Consider the following 17,669-nt stretch of genomic DNA (forward strand, 5'->3'; position numbering starts at 1 on the left):
ATGGACCCCGAGTTGATCGACGACTGCGTGCACTGCGGGTTCTGCCTGCCGAGCTGCCCCACGTACGTGCTGTGGGGCGAGGAGATGGACTCGCCCCGCGGCCGGATCCACCTGATGGGGCAGCACGTCGGGGGCACCCCGGTGACGCCCGAGATGGCCGGCCACTTCGACGCCTGCCTGGGCTGCATGGCGTGCGTGACCGCCTGCCCGTCGGGGGTGCGCTACGACCGGCTGATCGAGCAGACCAGGGCGGAGGTCGAACGGGTCCACGTGCGCGAGCCGCGGGAGCGGGCGGTGCGCGGGCTGGTGTTCTCCCTGTTCCCCTACCCGCGCCGGCTGCGGCTGCTGCGCCCTGGGCTCGGGCTGGCCGAGCGGATGCGGCCGTTCCTGGAACGGGTGCATCCGAGCCTGGGCGCGATGGCCGCGCTCGCGCCGCGCCCGGGTCCCCGGCAGCGGCTGCCGCGCCTGGTGCGGGCCCGGGGGCCGCGCCGGGCCGTGGTGGGGATGCTCACCGGGTGCGTGCAGGGTGAGTTCTTCCCGCAGGTGAACGCGGCCACGGCGCGGGTGCTGGCGCTGGAGGGCTGCGACGTGGTGATCCCCGCGGGCCAGGGCTGCTGCGGGGCGCTCAGCGTGCACTCCGGCCGCGCCGACCAGGCCAGGCGGCTGGCCCGCCGGACCGTCGCCGTCTTCCGCCGGGCGGGGGTCCGGACGGTCGTGGTGAACGCGGCCGGATGCGGGTCGTCGATGAAGGAGTACGGCGAGCTGCTCGGCGCCGACCCCGGGTTCAGGGTGGTGGACCTGTCGGAGTTCCTGGCCGAGCTGGGCCCGGCCGCCACCCGGCACCCGCTGCCGCTGACCGTGGCCTACCACGACGCCTGCCACCTGGCCCACGCGCAGGGCGTCCGGGCGCAGCCGCGCGCGCTGCTGGCCCAGATCCCGGAGCTGGAGGTGCGTGAGGTGCCCGAGGCGGCCATCTGCTGCGGTTCGGCGGGTACGTACAACATCTTCCAGCCGGAGGCGGCGCGCGACCTCGGCGACCGGAAGGCCGAGGGCGTCGCCGCGACGGGCGCCGAGGTGCTCGTGTCGGCCAACCCGGGCTGCACGATGCAGATCGCCGCCGCGATGCGGCGCGCGGGCGGGAGCATCAGGGTGGCGCACACGGCCGAGGTGCTGGACGCCTCCCTGCGCGGAGTGTCCCTGTGAGCGTGCAGTCGGTCGAGCGGGCGCTCGACGTGCTGGAGGCGCTGGCCGAGCACGGCGGCGAGGCGGCGCTGTCGGAGATCGCCGCCAGGACCGGCCTGCCGTACGGGACCATCCATCGGCTGCTGCAGACGCTGCTGACGCGCGGCTACGTGCGCCAGGAGTCCGACCGCCGCTACGCGCTGGGCGCCGGGCTGGTGCGCCTGGGCGGCGTGGCCGAGGGCATGGTGGGCACGTGGGCGCGGCCCCACCTGGCCAAGATGGTGGAGCTGTCGGGCGAGACGGCCAACCTGGCCGTGCTGGAGGGCGACTTCATCGTCTACGTGGCGCAGGTGCCGTCGCCGCGCCGGCTGCGGATGTTCGCGGAGGTGGGCAGGCGGGTGCTGCCGCACAGCACCGCCGTGGGCAAGGTGCTGCTGGCCGGCCGGGCCGCCGAGGAGGCCGTGACTCTGCTGGAGCGCACCGGCATGCCGCGACGCACCCCCAACACGATCACCGAGACCCGCGCCATGCTCGCCGAGCTGGCCCTGGTCAGGGACCGCGGCTACGCCCTCGACCTCGGCGAGGAGGAGCTGGGCGTGCACTGCCTCGCCGTACCCGTGCACGACGGCGAGCGGGTGGTGGCCGCGATGTCGGTGTCGGGGCCGGCCGAGCGGATCGACGCGGTGGACCGGGACGAGCTGGCCGAGGGCATGCGGAAGATCGCCCATGCCTTCGGCACCGAGCTGGGGCCGCCCGCCGGGCGCTGAAGGATGCGGCTCGCGGTTACGGTGGGGGCATGTGCCGAAGCATCAAGACGCTGCGCCCGCCGTACACGGAGGACGTGACCGAGGACGACGTGCGGGCGGCGGCCCTGCAGTACGTCCGCAAGATCTCCGGGTTCCGCGCGCCCGCCGCGCACAACGCCGAGGCGTTCGACCGGGCGGTGGAGACGATCGCCCGCGCGTCGGAGGAGTTGCTCGGCGCGCTGCAGGTGCGCGGAGGGCGTTGACGCGCGCGGGCCGTTGACAGGGCGGCCCGGCGGGAGAAGTCTCCGGGGTGACCGGATCTCCATCCGCAGGGGGCCGCCATGATCAGCGGGCTGTACCAGGGGCAGGACGGCGACACGCGGCTGGAGCTGCGGATCGACGTGGACGGCGGGCGGCCGACGGGCCGGGTGAGCGGCGACCTGTTCTCCGTGGCGGGGGCCACCACCGCGTACACCGGCTCGTTCGTCGTGCACGCCCCGGCCGTGCTGGCCGAGGGGAGCCGCACGCGCGTCACGGGGCGTGGCGCGTTCACCTTCGACGCCGGCACGAGTGATGTGAGCGTCACGCTCACCGCCGGGTCCGGCACCGCGAAGGTGGCCGGCCGCACCTACCGGGTGGCGTTCGTCTCGCCGCACTTCCGCCAGGTGCTGCTGGAGCAGGACGCGGTGGCGGGCACCGTGCCGTTCACCGCCTACCACACCGGCACGCTGCCCGGCCCGTCCGGCTCCGCGCCGCGGGAGCTGGGCGTGGCGGCCGCGTTCGCCGAGGCGGGGGTCGGGCTGACCGTGGCCGAGCCGGGCGTGATCCCGGTCGAGGGCGCGGGCGCCGACCTGACGTGGGACGACGCCGAGCTGCACCACGCGATGACGCAGCAGTTCAGCCGGTTCGGCGACGCGGCGGCCTGGCGGGTGTGGCTGCTGGTGGCCAGTCGGCACGTGGGCGGCTACCGGGGCATCATGTTCGACCACAACGGCGCCCACCAGCGGCAGGGCGCCGCCGTGTTCTACGACGCGATCAAGGGGGACACGCCGCAGGCGCGGCGGGCGCAGTTACGCACGTACGTGCACGAGCTCGGGCACGCCTTCAACCTGCTGCACTCCTGGCAGAAGCACCTGGCCAGGCCGCCGCAGCCGCTCGGCCCCGACGGCGGCTTCGGCGACCTGTCGTGGATGAACTACGCGCACCACTACCGGCCCGGCGGCGAGGCGGGCTACTGGGCGGCGTTCCCCTTCGCGTTCACCGAGGCCGAGCTGGTGCACCTGCGGCACGGCTTCTTCCACGACGTGGCGATGGGCGCCCACGCCTTCGGCACGGGCGCGGCCGAGGTAGAGCCGTTCGAGCCGCCGGTGGAGGACCACTCGGGGCTGCGGCTGGAGGTGCGGGCCAAGGACTGGTTCGGCTTCGGCGAGCCGGTCGTGGTCGAGCTGAAACTGTCGGTCACGGGAGAGCCGCGCACCACGCACGGCCACCTGCATCCCGACACCGAATTCACGCAGGTGGCCGTCACCCGGCCGGACGGCCGGACCGTGCTGTACCGGCCGATGCTGCGCCACTGCGCCGACTCCGCCGGCGAGGTGCGGCTCGACGCGGCGAACCCGGCCCTGTACCGCAGCGCCTACATCGGGCACGGCCGTGACGGCCACCACTTCCAGCAGCCGGGCGAGTACCACGTGCGCGCCCAGTACGCCGCCGCCGACGGCTCGCGCATCGTCTCGGCCCCGTGTCTGGTCCGGGTCCGCTACCCGGCGGGCGTCGACGACCACCGGGTGGCCGAGCTGATGCTCGGCGAGGAGCAGGGCGTGCTGTTCTCGCTGCTCGGCTCCGACTCGCCGCGGCTGCGCTCCGGCAACGAGGCGCTGGACGAGCTGATCGACCGGTACGGCGGGCACCCGCTGTCGGTGTACGCCCGGATGGTCAAGGGGCTCAACGCCGAGCGGGGCTTCAAGGCGCTCACCGTGGACCGGCGGTTGCGGGTCAGGCCGCCGGACCCCGCGCAGGGCGTCGAACTGCTCACGGCGGTGACCCGCGAGGCCGGCGCCGGCAGCCTGGTCGACAACATCACCCTGAACATGGTGCTACGCCGCCTGGCCAGGGCCGAGGCACGGCGGGGCGCCCCGGATCGGGCCCGGGCGGTGCTGGACCGGATGGTGACGCTGTTCGAGGGCAGAGGGATCAACCCGATCGTGCTCGGGCGGATCAAGCGGCAGGCGGAGCAGGCGAAGGCCGCCCTCACCGGCCCGGAGTGAGCTGCAGTGGAGCCGGAGAGAGCTTGGCGCGAACCCGGCTACCGCCCGCGCGTGACCGGGCGCCCGCCCTGGCAGGTGATGGTGACCTCGACCTCCTCGCCCTCGCCGCCCGGCTCGAACTCCACCGACGCCTCCAGGCCCGGCCCCGCCTCGACGCCGTCCACGGAGTAGCCCTGGGCGGGGCTCCACGAGCGCAGCGTCACCCGGGCTCCCTCACAGGAGGCGATCACGGTGCCGCCGGGCGTCTGGACCAGCCTGTCCACGCGCGTGACGGACGGGGTGGGGGTGGCCGGACCCGGCGAGGTCGTGCCCCGCGTGGCGGTGGGGGCCGGGGTGATCGAGGCCAGGGCGGCCCGCACCTCCTCCCCGCTGAGCACGCGGCCGGAGGTGCCGGTGAGCGCGCCGCCGAGCAGCCCGAGCACCGCCACGGCGGCGCCCGTCGCGGCGACGGCGGTGGCTGCCCAGGCCAGGACGAGTCGCTTCACCGCCCCAGCTTCCCCCATCCCGGACTAAGCCCCGGTTAAGGCGACGATAAGAACGCCGGCGCAGCCGTCGGCACCGTCTACCGTTTCCGTATATGGCTGACATCCTGCTCATCGAGGACGACGTGACGATCCGCACGGCGCTGAGCCGTGGCCTGGGCGACCTGGGCCACGCGGTGTCCTCCTCCCCCACGGCGTTCGACGGGCTGCGGCTGGCGGTCGACGGCCGTCCCGACCTCATTGTGCTGGACCTCGGCCTGCCCGATCTGGACGGCGTGGAGCTGCTGCGCATGCTGCGCGCGGTGAGCCGGGTGCCGGTGATCGTCGCGACCGCCCGCGACGGGGACGCCGAGATGGTGCCGGTGCTCGACGCCGGCGCCGACGACTACGTGGTCAAGCCGTTCAGCGCCGCGCAGCTCGACGCGCGCATCCGCGCGGTGCTGCGGCGGGCCGGCGAACCGGCCCCCGAGCAGCTGAAGGTGGGCGGGCTGCGGATCGACCCCCGGGCTCGCTCGGCCGCGCTCGACGGCACGACGCTGGACCTCACGCCGCGCGAGTTCGACGTGCTGCACTACCTCGCGGCCCGGCCGGGCGAGGTGGTGACCAAGCGGGAGCTGCTCACGGAGGTCTGGCAGCTCCCGTACGGCGGGGCCGACAAGACGGTGGACGTGCACCTGTCGTGGCTGCGCCGCAAGCTCGGTGAGACCGCCTCGGAGCCCCGCTACCTGCACACCGTCCGAGGGGTCGGCGTGAAGCTGGTCGAGCCGGCATGAGGCACTGGCTGGCGCTGCTGGTGGCGGCCACCACCTCCGTGGTGCTGATCGCGCTGCTGGTGCCGATGGCGCTGCTGATCAGGGCCGTGGCCGAGAACGGCGCGATGAGCCGCGCCACGGCGGCGGCGGAGTCCGTGAACGTCGCCGTCGGCACTCCGGACCTGGAGCTGGCGGTGCAGCACGTGGCGCGCCCGGTGACGGTGTTCCTGCCGGACGGGCGGACGCTCGGCGCCCCGGCTCCCCGTTCGGACGCGGTACGGCTGGCGGCTACGGGCCGCAGCGTGACCGCGGAGGCGCCCGGCGGCAGGGAGGTGCTGTCGTCGGCCCAGTCCGCCGACGGCACCGTGGTGATCCGCGTGTTCGTCGGTGACGCCGAGCTGGCCCGCGGCGTGCGGGAGGCGTGGGGGGCGCTGCTGGCGCTCGGGCTCGCGCTGGTGGTGCTCGGCATCCTGCTGGCCGACCGGCTCGCGCTGGCCGTGACCAGGCCCGTCGACGGGCTGGCCCGCGTCTCGCACCGGCTGGCGGGCGGCGACCTCGCCGCGCGGGCGGAGCCGGGCGGGCCGCCCGAGGTGCGTTCGGTGGCACTGGCCCTGAACCATCTCGCCGGCCGGATCGGCGACCTGCTCGCCGCCGAGCGCGAGTCGGCGGCGGACCTGTCGCACCGGCTGCGCACGCCGCTGACCGGGTTGCGGCTGGACGCCGAGTCGCTGCGCGACCCCGAGGAGGCGGCCCGCGTGGGCGCTCGGGTGGACGCGCTCGAACGGGCCGTGAGCGCCGTCATCACCGACGCCCGCCGCCGCACGGCTGACCGGGCGAGCTGCGACGCCGCCGCGGTCGTGCGGGACCGGGTGCGCTTCTGGTCGGTGCTGGCCGAGGACCAGGGCCGGGAGGTCACCGTCTCCCTGCCCGCCGGGGAGTTGCCCGTGGCCGTGGGCGAGGGCGACCTGGCGGCGTGCGTGGACGCGCTGCTGGGCAACGTCTTCGCGCACACGCCCGAGGAGGTGCCGTTCTCCGTGCGGCTGGAGCGGCGGCCCGGCGGCGCGGGGCTGACCGTGAGCGACGCGGGGCCGGGGTTCGACGCGACCCTGCTGCGGAGGGGCGGCAGCGGCGGCGGCTCGACGGGCCTCGGCCTGGACATCGCCCGCCGTACCGCCGAGTCGTCGGGCGGCTCCCTGACCGTCTCCAGCGCCCCGGAAGGCGGCGCGGTCGTGGAGCTCGTGCTCTGCGTGCCGGAGGCGGACGGCTCTTAGAAGGCATCTGACCCAGCTTCTGGCCCGCCTGCCGCTCCGATACGGACAGATCATGACGTAACAAGGGCAGATGCGCTCCAAGCTGTCCGTCCCCCACGTTCGAGCGTCGAGACGGCGTCAAGCGTCACGGACGAAGTTCGCGCAATCCGGACATTCGTCGAGATACCGGTGTCGGCACTCGACGGCGTGCCGCAGGAAAGTGATGGCCTGCTGTCTGCTGAGGATCTCGTTCTCGAGTGCAGCGATCTTCGCCCGTACAACGGCCTGCGCCGTCGACTTCTTCGGCGCCATGGCGGCGACGACTTCCGGCAACGACAGTCCGACGCGCCGCAGTTTCAGCACGGTGCGTGCCTGTTCCACAGCATTGTCGTCGTAGAGGCGGTAGCCGTTGTCATCACGACGCACGGTGAGCGCCCCCTCATGTTCCCAGTGCCGAAGGACGTGGGCTTCGATACCGAGCTCCGCAGCCACCTCTCCGATCGTCCTCACCACAGACGCCTTGCCTTCATGTCGACCTGAACCCTTACCCTCTCGACCATGTCCGAAGCCACCCGTCCCACCATTCTGGTCACCGGCGCGGCCGGCAACCTCGGCAGTGAGGTCGTCGACCGACTTCTGGCACGCGGTGCTCGCGTGCGCCGCTTGGTGCGCCGGCAAGCCGGTGCGCGCGCCGGAGCTGAGCAGGTGGTCGGCGACCTCACAGATCCCCAGGTCGTCCGTGCCGCGCTCGTGGGGGTCGACGCCGTCCTTCTCGTCTGGCCGCGGCTCGACGCAGCCTCCGCGCACGGCCCGGTCGCGGAACTCGCCGCAGCGGCACCCCGTGTCGTCTACGTGTCCTCGTCAGCCGTGGACGACCAGGCTGTGCGTCAGAGTGATCCAATCGTCCAGGTGCACTCGGACATGGAAGCACTCCTGCACGATGCCGGCCTGCGATCGGTGGTGCTGCGCAGCGACACGTTGGCCTCCAACGCCCGTGGCTGGGCGGCGCAGTTGCGAGCGGGTGACGGGGTGGCGGGTCCGGATATGGCCCGCACGGCTGTCGTCGACGAGCGCGATGTCGCCGATGCGGCTGTCGCCGTGTTGCTCGCGGGCCGCGGTCAACCGGAGCACGGCCCGTACGTGCTGACGGGACCCGAAGTGCTCAGCCGCGCCGACCAGGTCGAACGCCTGGGCGTCGCGCTCCGGCGCCGTCTCCGCTTCGAAGCACTCCCCGCCGACCTGGCGCGGTCGCGCATGCTCGCCGACGGCCGTCCCGAGCGGCTGGTGGAAGCGCTGATCGCCGCCTCGGCGCGACGACCGGAGTCCGACCTCATCACCGATCACGTCGAGCGCCTTACCGGCCACCCCGCCGGCACCTTCGCGCAGTGGGCCGTCGACCACGCGGTCGAGTTCAGCTGACGCGGTGACCCCGATCGGCTTCGTGCCCGTCCCGCATGCGACGCCAGCGGGTCGTTCCCGACCCGAACCGGCCCACGACTCCGGGCCAGGACTCTAAGACATCGCTAACCATGCCTTAGCGCCGGCTTACCGCCGGTCGCGGTTGTGTGGAGACATGCAGATCACGAAGAAGTTCATCATCGCCGGGACCGGAGCCGTCTTCCTCATCGCCGGCGGCAGCGCGGCCGTCGCCGCGACGGTCACCTCGGGCGAGCCCCCCAAGATCGGCGCCGAGCGAGCCCTTGAGATCGCAGGTGGTGCGGTGTCCGGCGGCTGGGTCGAGGACCTGTCGTTCGACCGGCGCGGCGCCAAGGCCGACGTGTGGGAGGTCAGCGTGGTCAAGGGCGAGGTGGAGCACGAGCTCGACATCGACGCCGCGTCCGGCAAGGTCCTGAGCAACACGATCGACCGCGACGACGACAAGACCGACGGCAAGGACGACGGGAAGGACGACGACCGGGGCGGCGACGACCGGGACGACGACTGATCCCTCCGGGGGGACAGGGCGCGGGGCCGGCGGAACGCCCCCGCGCCCTCGCGCGTTCGCGGGAGTTTCGACCCCGGGGGTGCGGCCCGGGTTCCGGACGGCTCAGCAGGAGTCCAGGACGCGGTCCATGGCGTCCTTCTCGGCCGCGGTGACCCACAGGTCGTACTTGGCCTTCACGTCGATCTGCCTGGCGACGTAGGCACACCGGTACGCCCGGCGCGGCGGCAGCCAGGTGGCGGCGTCGGAGTCGCTCTTCTGGCCGTTCAGCGGGCCGTCCACGGCCAGCAGGTTGAGCGGGTCGTTGGCGAACTCCTTGCGCTTGGTGGCCGTCCACTGCTGCGCGCCCTTCTGCCAGGCGTCCGACAGCGGTATCAGGTGGTCGATCTGGACCTGCGAGCTGGTGTCCTGGCCGCGTCGGAAAGCGATGGTCTTGCCGCTGTACGGGTCCTGGAGGACGCCGCTGACCACCACGCAGTCGTGGGTGCCCGCCTTGAACTTCTCGTCGCGCAGGTCGCGCTTGAGCACGTCGTTGCGGGTGTCGCAGCCGTTGCGGTCCACGTCGGCCCAGGGGGAGCCGAACTTGTCGCGCTCGAAGCCGGTGCGCGGCGCGCGGCCCTTGACGGCCAGCTTGGCGAGCTTGTCGCGGGCCTCGCCTACGTCCGCCGTGGCCGAGGTGCCCTTCCCCTCGTCGTCCACGCCCGTCCGCGCGTCGAGCCCGCCGCAGCCGGTGAGCGCCACCACCGCGGATAGCCCAGCCAAACCCACCCGAACTCGCACGACCGCTCCCAAGCTTCAGTTTTCGTAAAGTTTAGGTAGAGCACGTACCCCAGATCGGTCAAATCTCCCCTGCGGCCGTCTAACATCCCTTGGAACAAACGGGATACATCCCGGCTGGGCGGTGGCCGGAAGCGACGGAACGCCCGTTCTCCGCGCCCTTCCGGGCCCGTGCTCCGGGCTGAAGAAGCGTTTTAACCAGCGACGCGCCATCTCCGGCGCGCTCGTGTCGACTCCCTAGGCTGGGGGCGATGGACCACGTCTTAGACCTCGACGAAGCGCTGCTCGACACGCTCTCCGGCGAGGGCCCGGGCCAGCCGGGTCTCGCCGACGCGGTCGAGTGCTTCCTCATGCGGGTCGCCACCGAGGTGCCCGTCGGCGAACGTCTCGCCGGCGAATTCGACCGCGCCTGGTCAACGCGCTGGGCCGTGCCGCGACAGGGCCCGTGGGGGGAGGGAACGCCGCCCCACGCCATTCCACCAGCCGAGCCGCCCCAGCAGCCCGGATCGCCGGAGACCGGTTCACCCGAGACCGGGTGGACGGATTCCTGGTGGACCGAGACCGGGTGCACCGAGACCGGGTGCACGGAGACCTGGCGGACCGAGACCTGGCGGACCGAGACCGGGTGGACGGAGACGGGACCACCGGAGATCGGGGTGCCCGAGGTCTGGGTGCCCGAGACCGGGTCTCCCGATGACGCCGGGTCGTTGCCCGCCGGAAGTCCGCCGCGGGAGACCGGACAGCAGCAGGATGCCGCGCCGCCGGCGCGCCCACAGGCGACGCCCGCCGAGGGCGAGCCCGCCGTGCTCGCGCACGCCCTACCGCCGTCGTCCGGCCGGCCCGCGCAGCAGGTGACGCCCCGCGAGGCCGGTTCCGGCCTGCACCACGCCCGGCCGGACCACCACGCACGCTCCGAGTACTTATTACGCAGCCGGTGGCCGTCGGACGACCACCAGTGACGCCGCGCCCACGACCTGGGCCGGCCACGACCGCCGCGGCCGGCACCCGGCCGACCCCCGCCGCGGTGCGGCGTCCGTTCGGCGGTGCGCCGCGACCTGCGCCACGCCCTGTCGCCGGCTCGACCCGGCCCGGGCGGCGCCTGGATACAGACATCACAGACCGCCCCTCCTCAGGGACGGCCTGCACGGCGGGAAGGTCAGGAACGCCCGTAGGCGTCTTCGAGCCGCTCGATGTCGTCCTCGTCGAAGTGCCCGAAGGCGATCTCCAGGATGCGGGCGGCCGGGCCCGAGGAGCTGAGGCGGTGGGTCTGGCCACGCCGGATGAGGATCCTGTCGCCCACCTCGGGCTCGATGCGCCGGTCGGCCACCTCGAAGACGAGGCCCGGGTCCAGGGCCACCCACAGCTCGTCGCGGTGCTCGTGGCGCTGCAGGCTGAGGCGCTGCCCCGGCAGGACGTCGATGATCTTGACTGTGGACGTCTCGTTGAGCGTGAACCGCTCGAAACCGCCCCACGGCCGCTCGTCGCGGATCACAGCGGCCAGCCTGTCGATGTCCTGCATCGTCCCCTCCACGTCTGTCCTGCCGGTCTGTCTGCTGCGTGCCTGTCTGATGCGTTGACACGCGGACGAACCCGGGCAAGGTCACGGTCAACGCCGCAAGCTATCAGGTGATCGGCACCCGGCTCCCACGGGGAGCGGCACTCCGGTCACGCGCACGACCGGAACGGGGCCGGGACGGTATCGCCCCGGCCGCTCCCACCCGTGCTACAGGCCGTACTCCTTGACGATGCGCTCGTGCCGCTCGACCTCGACGTCCACCTCGCGGGCCAGGTCGAGCCAGGCCAGCGGGTGTGACCACCGCTCGGTGGCGTCGTCGAGCAGGGCGTCGACCTCGACCGCCGAGACGTCGGGCGGCACCGCGACCCAGCCGAACACGCCCGGCAGCGGCTCGCCCGTCGTCGGGTGGGTGATCTGGTAGTTCTCGTCGCTGTAGACCCACATGGGCCACCCGCGCTCGGCCATCACCTCGGTGAACTCGGCCCAGTCGGACTCGTTCGGCGCGGCGCCGTCGAAGAAGTAGCTGGTGTAGCCGCCTGGCCGCAGGATGCGCACCGCGGCGAACGGCGGCACGAAGCTCTGCTGCTCCTGCGGGTCGTCGGGCACCGGCTCCAGGAGCTGCGGGTCGAAGACGACGAGGTCGCCGGCGTTGTAGTCCATGCCGCGCGGCTGCGGCAGGGCCAGCCGGGCGGTGGCGGGGCCGGTGCGGATGGACAGCACCTGACGCTGGCCGCCGTCGGGCGCGGGCAGGATGACCCGGATGAGGCCCATCTCCTCCTCGATCGGGCCCTCGGTCGACTTGATCGGCATGCCGATCTTGGCGGCGCCCTTGCGCACGGTGTCCCAGTCCTCGGCCGAGGTGGCCATGACGATCATGCGCCAGACGTCCTCCTCGGTGAGCTCGTCGATGATCTCGGCGAGCACCTGGGCGCCCCTGGCGTTGTCGTCGAGCTGCTGGGCGGCGCCGGAGACCAGGCGGCGGGCGTCGAGGCCGGCCCCGGCCGCCAGCGCGTGCTCGGCCTCGTCCAGCGCCTGCTGCCAGCGCTCACGGGCGCTGTGCAGGCGGGCCAGCGCGAGATGCTGCTGGTCGTGCGGCAGCATCGCGGCGAACTGCTCCAGCCGCTCGTCCTGGCGGGCCTCGACCAGCAGCGTGGTCAGGTAGGCCAGGTCCTCGGGGGCGGCGGAGGCCACCTCGCCGGAGTCGACCAGCAGCTTCCAGTAGAGGTCGACGCCGGTCGCCGGGTAGCCGAGGTAGCCGAGCGTCGTGGTGTGGCGGCGCGTGGTCTCCAGGTCCTGGCCCGACAGGGGGGCCAGCCAGCCGGCCCACCGCTCGGGGTCGGCGTTGTGGCCGTCGGCGGCGTCGAAGTAGGCGACACGCTCCTCGACCGGCCCGGGGGCCTCGGGCTCGGGGGTGGCGTCGGCCGCGGCGCGCAGGGCGGCGATCTGCTCGGCCACACCGGAGGCGTCGCGCAGCTCGGCGGTGCCGGACTCGGCCAGGTCGGCCAGCAGCCTGGCCTGCCAGATGCCCTGGCGGGCGAGGGCGAGCTCGCCGGCGACCAGGGCCAGCTCGACCCGGGCGCGGTAGCCGCCCATGGTGGCGAAGTAGTCGATCCACTGGCGCAGCACACGGCCGAGCTGCCAGGTGTTGGTGATCTGGGAGGAGCCCGCCAGCAGGCGGACGGCCTGCGACCACTCCACCCAGGAGCGGGGGTGCTCACCCACCACGTCGAGGTCGGGCAGCGCGTCGACGGCCTCGGCGACGCGGCCGAGAGTGGCGAGGATGAGCGCCCTGCGCACGCCGTCGCGGCGGGCCTTGGCCACCGGGTCGTCGGCCTGGAAGTCGGCCGCCGCCTGCAGCGCGCTCAGCGCGTCCTCGGCGCGGCCCGCGGCGAGCAGCGCGCGGGCGCTCTCGGCGCCGAGCTCCCAGCTCGCCTGGCGGCCGGCACCGGTGAGCGCCTCGACGGCGGACTCGGCGTAGGCGACGGCGTCGCCGGGCCGGCCCGCGTCGACGAGGGCGGCGACGTGCTGGGTGACGAGGCCGGTGTAGGCGGGATCGGCCGGCGTGAGGCCCTCGATGACGGCGGCCAGCGTCTCCAGCCGCTCCGTGGCGTAGCCGGAGCCGTCGGTGTTGGCCCAGGCCAGGGCGAGCGTCTCGACGGCGGCCGGAGCGGCCGGGCAGTCGCGCACGTCTTCGCGCTGGGCGAACGCCAGGAGCTGCTCGGCGTCGTCGATGGCGACGGCGCCCTGGGCGCGGTCGCCGACGCGGCCGACCAGGTGCCAGTAGCGGGCGTAGAACTCGAGCCAGGGCAGCTCCAGCGCCTCCGCCTGCTGGGCGATGGCGGGGGCCATCACGTCCAACTGCGGGTAACGACCCTCGTAGGCCTGCGCGGGAAGGTCTCCCAGCGCCATGGCGAGGCCCACGTTGCCCGCCTCAGAAAGCTGCTGCTGGGTTTCGCCGACCCAGGCCCAGATGTCCACGTCCATGGCACGCCAGTCTGCCAGGTCAATGAGCCTGCCCAAAACGCAGAAGCTCGATGAGCTCGTCCGATTCGTGGTCGTTAAGCACCGAAAACACCTCTGCCGAGAGATCGTCCGTAGTCTCCTCCACGGCCGCGCGGCGCGCGATCATCTCGGGGCCGGGCCGTTCGTACGGCTGCGGCCACTGGAAGAACCTGGCGATCGTCTCACCGGCGGCATCGCCGAACGGGGTGCCGCTGTGGTCGGCCGCGAGAATGGCCTCCAGCGGCCGGAGCCCGGCGGCCACCACCGCGTTGGCGTGCAGCCCGCCGCGCAGCTCGCGCAGGACGTGCATGAGCTGTGTGGCCCGGGCGGGCGGGTCATCGGGCAGGGGAACGGCCCGCCAGCCGGCGAACAGCGGCGCTCCGACGGAGGAGGCTCGCCGGACGACCGGTTCGAGCAGCTCGGCGAGCCGGGCGCAGCCCTCGTGGCCGCCGAGCCTGCGCCGCCCCCACTCGTGGCAGGCCCCGGCGTACAGCTCGACGGCCTGCTCCACGGGCAGCTTGCGCCCGCCGTTCCAGCTCTCCTCGACGTGCGCGGGCGGGAAGAAGACGGCGGCCGAGACGACCACGTCGGCGTCACACTCGCCGAGCACGCCGCACCTACCGCGGAAGTACAGCTCGCGGGGGCCGAGACCGTGCCGCTCGCACAGCGCCTTGGCCTCCCGCGAGACCATGAAGCCGCCGCCGTAGCGGCCGATCGGCCCCTTGGCCAGGCGTGCGGTGGTGCGTGGGTCTGCCATGTCCAACCCCTCTCGGTTCGGAAAGCAGACCCAGAATCCCTCAGGAGAACATCATTCTGCAAGCCTCAGTTCGCCGTCCGCGACGATGACCGCCGGGCCGGACAGGTAGCTGGTGCGCTCGTCCAGCGTGACGCCGAGCGTGCCGCCCGGCACCTCGATGGTCCAGGTGCCCGTCGTCTCCTCGCACAGGGCGGCGGCGGCCACGGCCGTCGCGATGGCGCCGGTGCCGCACGAGCGGGTCTCGCCGGAGCCCCGCTCGTACACGCGCATGACCGCCCGGGCGGGGCCGACCGCGTTGAACAGCTCGATGTTGACGCCCCCCGGGAAGATCCCCGGGTCGAAGCCGGGCTGGTGGGTGAGGTCGAGTTGGGTGACCGGGTCGCCGATGGCACAGGCGAGGTGGGGGTTGCCCATGTCGACGTGCAGGCCCTCGTAGTCCTGGCCGGCGACGGTGGTGAGGCTGCGGCCGTGCACGACCGGCTTGCCCATGTCGACGGTCACGTCGCCCGAGACGTCGAGGCGCACCCTGCGCAGGCCGCCCCTGGTCGCCACGGCGAACTCGCCCGGCTCGGCCAGGCCCGCCTCGACGAGGTAGCGGGCGAAGACCCGCATGCCGTTGCCGCACATCTCGGCCATGCTGCCGTCGGCGTTGCGGTAGTCCATGAACCACTCGGCCTCGCCGGCCTGCTCGGAGACCTCCGGACTCAGCTTGGCGCGTACGACGCGCAGCACGCCGTCGGCGCCGATGCCGGCCCTCCTGTCGCAGATCCGGGCGACGATCGAGCCGGACAGGTCCAGCTCGCCGTCGGGGTCGGGGAGGATGACGAAGTCGTTCTCGGTGCCGTGGCCCTTCAAAAACCGCATCTTCGCATGCTATCCACCCGCTCGGCCGGCAATCTCCGCGAGGGAGCGCTCCAGCAGGTCCGGGGCGTCGTACGGCAGCCAGCGCACCCGCGGATCACGGCGGAACCACGACTCCTGGCGGCGGGCGAAGCGCCGGGTCGCCCTGACGGTCTCCTCGACCGCCTGCTCCTCCGTCCACTCCCCCGCCAGGAAGCGCAGCACCTGGGCGTACCCCAGGGCGCGGGAGGCCGTGCGGCCCTCGGCCAGCCCCTGCCCGAGCAGCGACCGCACCTCCTCGACCAGCCCCGCCGCCCACATCCGCTCGACCCGGACGGCGATCCGCTCGTCCAGCTCCGGCCGCGGCACCCGCAGCCCGATCTGGACGCTCGGACAGACCGCCTCGTAGGAGGGCATGGTCGCCGAGAACGGCCGCCCGGACAGCTCGATGACCTCCAGGGCGCGCACGATGCGCCGGCCGTTGCTGGGCAGGATCGCCGCGGCGGCGGCCGGATCGCGCTCTCGCAGCCGCTCGTACAGGGGGGCCGGACCGGTCTCCGCCAGCTCGGTCTCCAGCCGCTCCCTGATCGCGGGGTCGGTGCCGGGGAACTCCAGGTCGTCGATGGCCGCCCGGACGTACAGGCCGCTCCCCCCGACGAGCACGGGCACGGCGACGGCGTCGAGCAGCGGCCTGACCAGCTTCTGGTACTCGGCCACGCTGGCCGTCACCGTGACGTCCCAGATGTCGAGCAGATGGTGGGGCACCCCGCGCCGCTCGGCGAGGGTCAGCTTGGCCGTGCCGATGTCCATGCCCCGGTAGAGCTGCATGGAGTCGGCGTTGACGCATTCGCCCCCCAGGCGGAGGGCGAGGTCCACGGCGAGGTCGGACTTTCCGGCCGCGGTGGGCCCCACGACGGCGATGACTGGCTGGCGCACACCGACAAGTGTGTCAACACTCCGGGTATGGATGGACGCACGGCACCCCTGGCGCCGGTCGGGGGCGCCGGTCGGGGGCGCCGAGAGAGGGCATGCGCGGGCGTGCCCGGGACCGCGTCGACGGCCACGACGGCCGGCCACCGGCTGACCGCCGCCGGTCGACCGGTGGTCACAGATCGAGAAGCGTCGGCTGCAGGTAGCCCTCGTGGGTGAGCAGCCAGCGCTTCGTCTCGACACCCTCGCCGCCGCTGAAGCCGCCCAGGCCGTTGCCCGCGATCACGCGGTGGCAGGGCACCACGATCGGGATGGGGTTGGAGCCCATGATGGAGCCGATCCCGCGCGCCGGGACGGTGGAGCCGCTGCGGGTGGCCAGCTCGCCGTAGGTGACGGCCGTGCCGTACGGGACCCGGTGCAAAGCCTGGAGCACCAGGCGCCGGGTGCCCGAGGTGAGCCGCCAGTCGATGGGCGTCTCGAACACCCGCAGCTCGCCCGCGAAATAATCGTCGAGCTCGGCGACGACCGAAGCCGTACGATCCGGGTCATGAACCTCTGCCAGGCCGAGGCGCCCGCCCAGGCGCTCCCGGGACCCCCACCCGGAGGCCACCAGCCCCTCCTCGGTGACGGCCAGCGTGAACGGCCCCACCGGCGTCGGCACCTCGGCGTACGCGACCGTGGTCATCATGTCCTCTCGTGAGCTCGTTGTGCTCGGCACCGCCAGCGCGGTCCCCACCCGCCACCGTAACCACAACGGCTACCTCCTGCGCTGGGACGGTCAGGGGTTCCTGTTCGATCCGGGCGAGGGGACGCAGCGGCAGATGGCGCACGCCGGGGTCAGCGCCAACGACGTGCACTGGCTGTGCGTGACGCACTTCCACGGCGACCACTGCCTGGGAGTGCCGGGCGTCGTGCAGCGCATCGCCCGCGACAGGGTGCGGCACCCGGTCAACGCCGTCTTCCCGGCCTCCGGCGAGACCTACTGGCGCAGGCTGCGGCACGCGGCCGTCTTCGCCGACACCTCCGTCATCGCCGAGCACCCGCTCTCCGGCGACGTCGCCGAGGTGGGCGCGCTGACGGCGCGCCGCCTGTCGCACCCCGTGGAGTCGTACGGCTACCGCGTCCAGGAGCCGGCCGGTCGGCGAATGCTGCCCGAACGCCTGGCCGCCCACGGCATCCGCGGCGCGGAGATCGGCGAACTGCAGCGCACCGGCTCGGTGCGGGGGGTGAGCCTCGCGGAGTGCAGCGCGCCGAGGCCGGGGCAGAGCGCCGCCTTCGTCATGGACACCCGCCTGTGCGACGCCGTGTTCGAGCTGGCCGCGGGCGCCGACCTGCTGGTGATCGAGGCGACGTTCCTGTCGGGCGAGTCGGCGCTGGCCAAGGAGTACGGCCATCTGACGGCGGCCGAGGCGGGGCAGGTCGCGGCGGAGGCCGGGGTACGGCGGCTGGTGCTCACCCACTTCTCCGAGCGCTACGGTTTCGCCGACGAGCCCGCCTTCCTGGAGGACGTGCGGCGCAGTTACGACGGCGAGGTGTTCGTGGCCCGCGACTTCATGACCGTCCCGGTGCCCACGCGCGCGACGACCTGACCGAGGCGACCGGGCCGAGGCGACCGGGCCACCGCAGGACAGCTGTCACCACCGCATCCTACGAAATTTCATCAAACGTCCAAGCTTTTCGTGCTCCGCAGGAAACTCTCCTTCACGGCGGATCGTCCTACGTGGTG

Annotated in this window: 19 protein-coding genes; 10 read left to right on the plus strand and 9 right to left on the minus strand. The window is 73.3% G+C overall.

Annotation, left to right across the window (positions count from 1 at the left end):
• From FHU36_RS05290 to FHU36_RS05305, 4 genes are all read left to right on the plus strand, one after another.
• Nucleotides 1–1,203 (plus strand): (Fe-S)-binding protein, encoded by a 1,203-nt coding sequence (locus tag FHU36_RS05290; RefSeq protein ID WP_185082659.1) that lies wholly within the window; start codon nt 1–3, stop codon nt 1,201–1,203.
• 2 nt (nt 1,204–1,205) lie between these two features.
• Nucleotides 1,206–1,949 (plus strand): IclR family transcriptional regulator, encoded by a 744-nt coding sequence (locus FHU36_RS05295; protein ID WP_376774140.1) that lies wholly within the window; start codon nt 1,206–1,208, stop codon nt 1,947–1,949.
• A 29-nt stretch (nt 1,950–1,978) separates the two neighbouring features.
• Nucleotides 1,979–2,191, plus strand: a complete 213-nt coding sequence (locus tag FHU36_RS05300; protein ID WP_185082661.1) for a DUF2277 domain-containing protein — start codon at nt 1,979–1,981, stop codon at nt 2,189–2,191.
• 78 nt (nt 2,192–2,269) lie between these two features.
• A complete protein-coding gene (locus FHU36_RS05305; RefSeq protein WP_185082662.1) occupies nt 2,270–4,195 on the plus strand; it encodes a hypothetical protein in 1,926 nt (641 codons plus the stop codon).
• A gap of 38 nt (nt 4,196–4,233) precedes the next feature.
• On the opposite strand, the gene FHU36_RS05310 is transcribed toward FHU36_RS05305, so the two are convergent.
• Entirely contained in the window at nt 4,234–4,680 is a 447-nt protein-coding gene (locus tag FHU36_RS05310; RefSeq protein WP_185082663.1) for a septum formation initiator, read from the minus strand.
• Between the two features lie 92 nt (nt 4,681–4,772).
• Between FHU36_RS05310 and FHU36_RS05315 the strand changes: the two genes are divergently transcribed.
• Nucleotides 4,773–5,450, plus strand: a complete 678-nt coding sequence (locus FHU36_RS05315; protein ID WP_185082664.1) for a response regulator transcription factor — start codon at nt 4,773–4,775, stop codon at nt 5,448–5,450.
• Nucleotides 5,447–6,700, plus strand: a complete 1,254-nt coding sequence (locus FHU36_RS05320) for a sensor histidine kinase (RefSeq protein ID WP_185082665.1) — start codon at nt 5,447–5,449, stop codon at nt 6,698–6,700. The genes FHU36_RS05315 and FHU36_RS05320 overlap by 4 nt, the downstream gene beginning before the upstream one ends.
• A gap of 117 nt (nt 6,701–6,817) precedes the next feature.
• Here the strand turns inward: FHU36_RS05320 and FHU36_RS05325 are convergent, their stop codons facing one another.
• Nucleotides 6,818–7,171 carry a MerR family transcriptional regulator gene (locus tag FHU36_RS05325; RefSeq protein ID WP_185082666.1) on the minus strand — a complete coding sequence of 118 codons (354 nt, stop codon included), beginning with the start codon at nt 7,169–7,171 and terminating at the stop codon, nt 6,818–6,820.
• Between the two features lie 66 nt (nt 7,172–7,237).
• On the opposite strand from FHU36_RS05325, the gene FHU36_RS05330 reads away from it, so the two are divergent.
• Nucleotides 7,238–8,098 (plus strand): NmrA family NAD(P)-binding protein, encoded by an 861-nt coding sequence (locus tag FHU36_RS05330; protein WP_185082667.1) that lies wholly within the window; start codon nt 7,238–7,240, stop codon nt 8,096–8,098.
• A 154-nt stretch (nt 8,099–8,252) separates the two neighbouring features.
• Complete coding sequence (locus FHU36_RS05335; RefSeq protein ID WP_185082668.1) at nt 8,253–8,624, plus strand: PepSY domain-containing protein; 372 nt, start codon at nt 8,253–8,255, stop codon at nt 8,622–8,624.
• Nucleotides 8,625–8,726: 102 nt separating this feature from the next.
• Here FHU36_RS05335 and FHU36_RS05340 read toward each other — a convergent pair whose 3' ends face one another.
• Nucleotides 8,727–9,365: an HNH endonuclease family protein gene (locus tag FHU36_RS05340; protein ID WP_312891442.1), complete on the minus strand. Its 639-nt coding sequence runs from the start codon at nt 9,363–9,365 to the stop codon at nt 8,727–8,729.
• A gap of 284 nt (nt 9,366–9,649) precedes the next feature.
• Here FHU36_RS05340 and FHU36_RS05345 point away from each other — a divergent pair, with 284 nt between their 5' ends.
• Nucleotides 9,650–10,357, plus strand: coding sequence for a hypothetical protein (locus FHU36_RS05345; protein ID WP_185082670.1), 708 nt, complete (start codon nt 9,650–9,652; stop codon nt 10,355–10,357).
• A gap of 197 nt (nt 10,358–10,554) precedes the next feature.
• On the opposite strand, the gene FHU36_RS05350 is transcribed toward FHU36_RS05345, so the two are convergent.
• The 6 genes from FHU36_RS05350 to FHU36_RS05375 form a co-directional block, all read right to left on the minus strand.
• Nucleotides 10,555–10,917, minus strand: a complete 363-nt coding sequence (locus tag FHU36_RS05350; RefSeq protein ID WP_185082671.1) for a phosphomannose isomerase type II C-terminal cupin domain — start codon at nt 10,915–10,917, stop codon at nt 10,555–10,557.
• 204 nt (nt 10,918–11,121) lie between these two features.
• Nucleotides 11,122–13,398 carry a tetratricopeptide repeat protein gene (locus FHU36_RS05355; protein WP_185082672.1) on the minus strand — a complete coding sequence of 759 codons (2,277 nt, stop codon included), beginning with the start codon at nt 13,396–13,398 and terminating at the stop codon, nt 11,122–11,124.
• A gap of 19 nt (nt 13,399–13,417) precedes the next feature.
• Nucleotides 13,418–14,173, minus strand: a complete 756-nt coding sequence (locus FHU36_RS05360; protein ID WP_246501961.1) for an SCO6745 family protein — start codon at nt 14,171–14,173, stop codon at nt 13,418–13,420.
• A gap of 51 nt (nt 14,174–14,224) precedes the next feature.
• Entirely contained in the window at nt 14,225–15,037 is an 813-nt protein-coding gene (dapF, locus tag FHU36_RS05365; protein ID WP_185082673.1) for a diaminopimelate epimerase, read from the minus strand.
• Nucleotides 15,038–15,046: 9 nt separating this feature from the next.
• Complete coding sequence (gene miaA / locus FHU36_RS05370; protein ID WP_185082674.1) at nt 15,047–15,949, minus strand: tRNA (adenosine(37)-N6)-dimethylallyltransferase MiaA; 903 nt, start codon at nt 15,947–15,949, stop codon at nt 15,047–15,049.
• Nucleotides 15,950–16,118: 169 nt separating this feature from the next.
• Entirely contained in the window at nt 16,119–16,631 is a 513-nt protein-coding gene (locus FHU36_RS05375; protein WP_185082675.1) for a methylated-DNA--[protein]-cysteine S-methyltransferase, read from the minus strand.
• Between FHU36_RS05375 and FHU36_RS05380 the strand changes: the two genes are divergently transcribed.
• Nucleotides 16,630–17,532 (plus strand): ribonuclease Z, encoded by a 903-nt coding sequence (locus tag FHU36_RS05380; RefSeq protein ID WP_185082676.1) that lies wholly within the window; start codon nt 16,630–16,632, stop codon nt 17,530–17,532. The genes FHU36_RS05375 and FHU36_RS05380 overlap by 2 nt on opposite strands.
• Nucleotides 17,533–17,669: the final 137 nt, after the last annotated feature.

This window comes from Nonomuraea muscovyensis, assembly GCF_014207745.1.
GTDB lineage: Bacteria > Actinomycetota > Actinomycetes > Streptosporangiales > Streptosporangiaceae > Nonomuraea > Nonomuraea muscovyensis.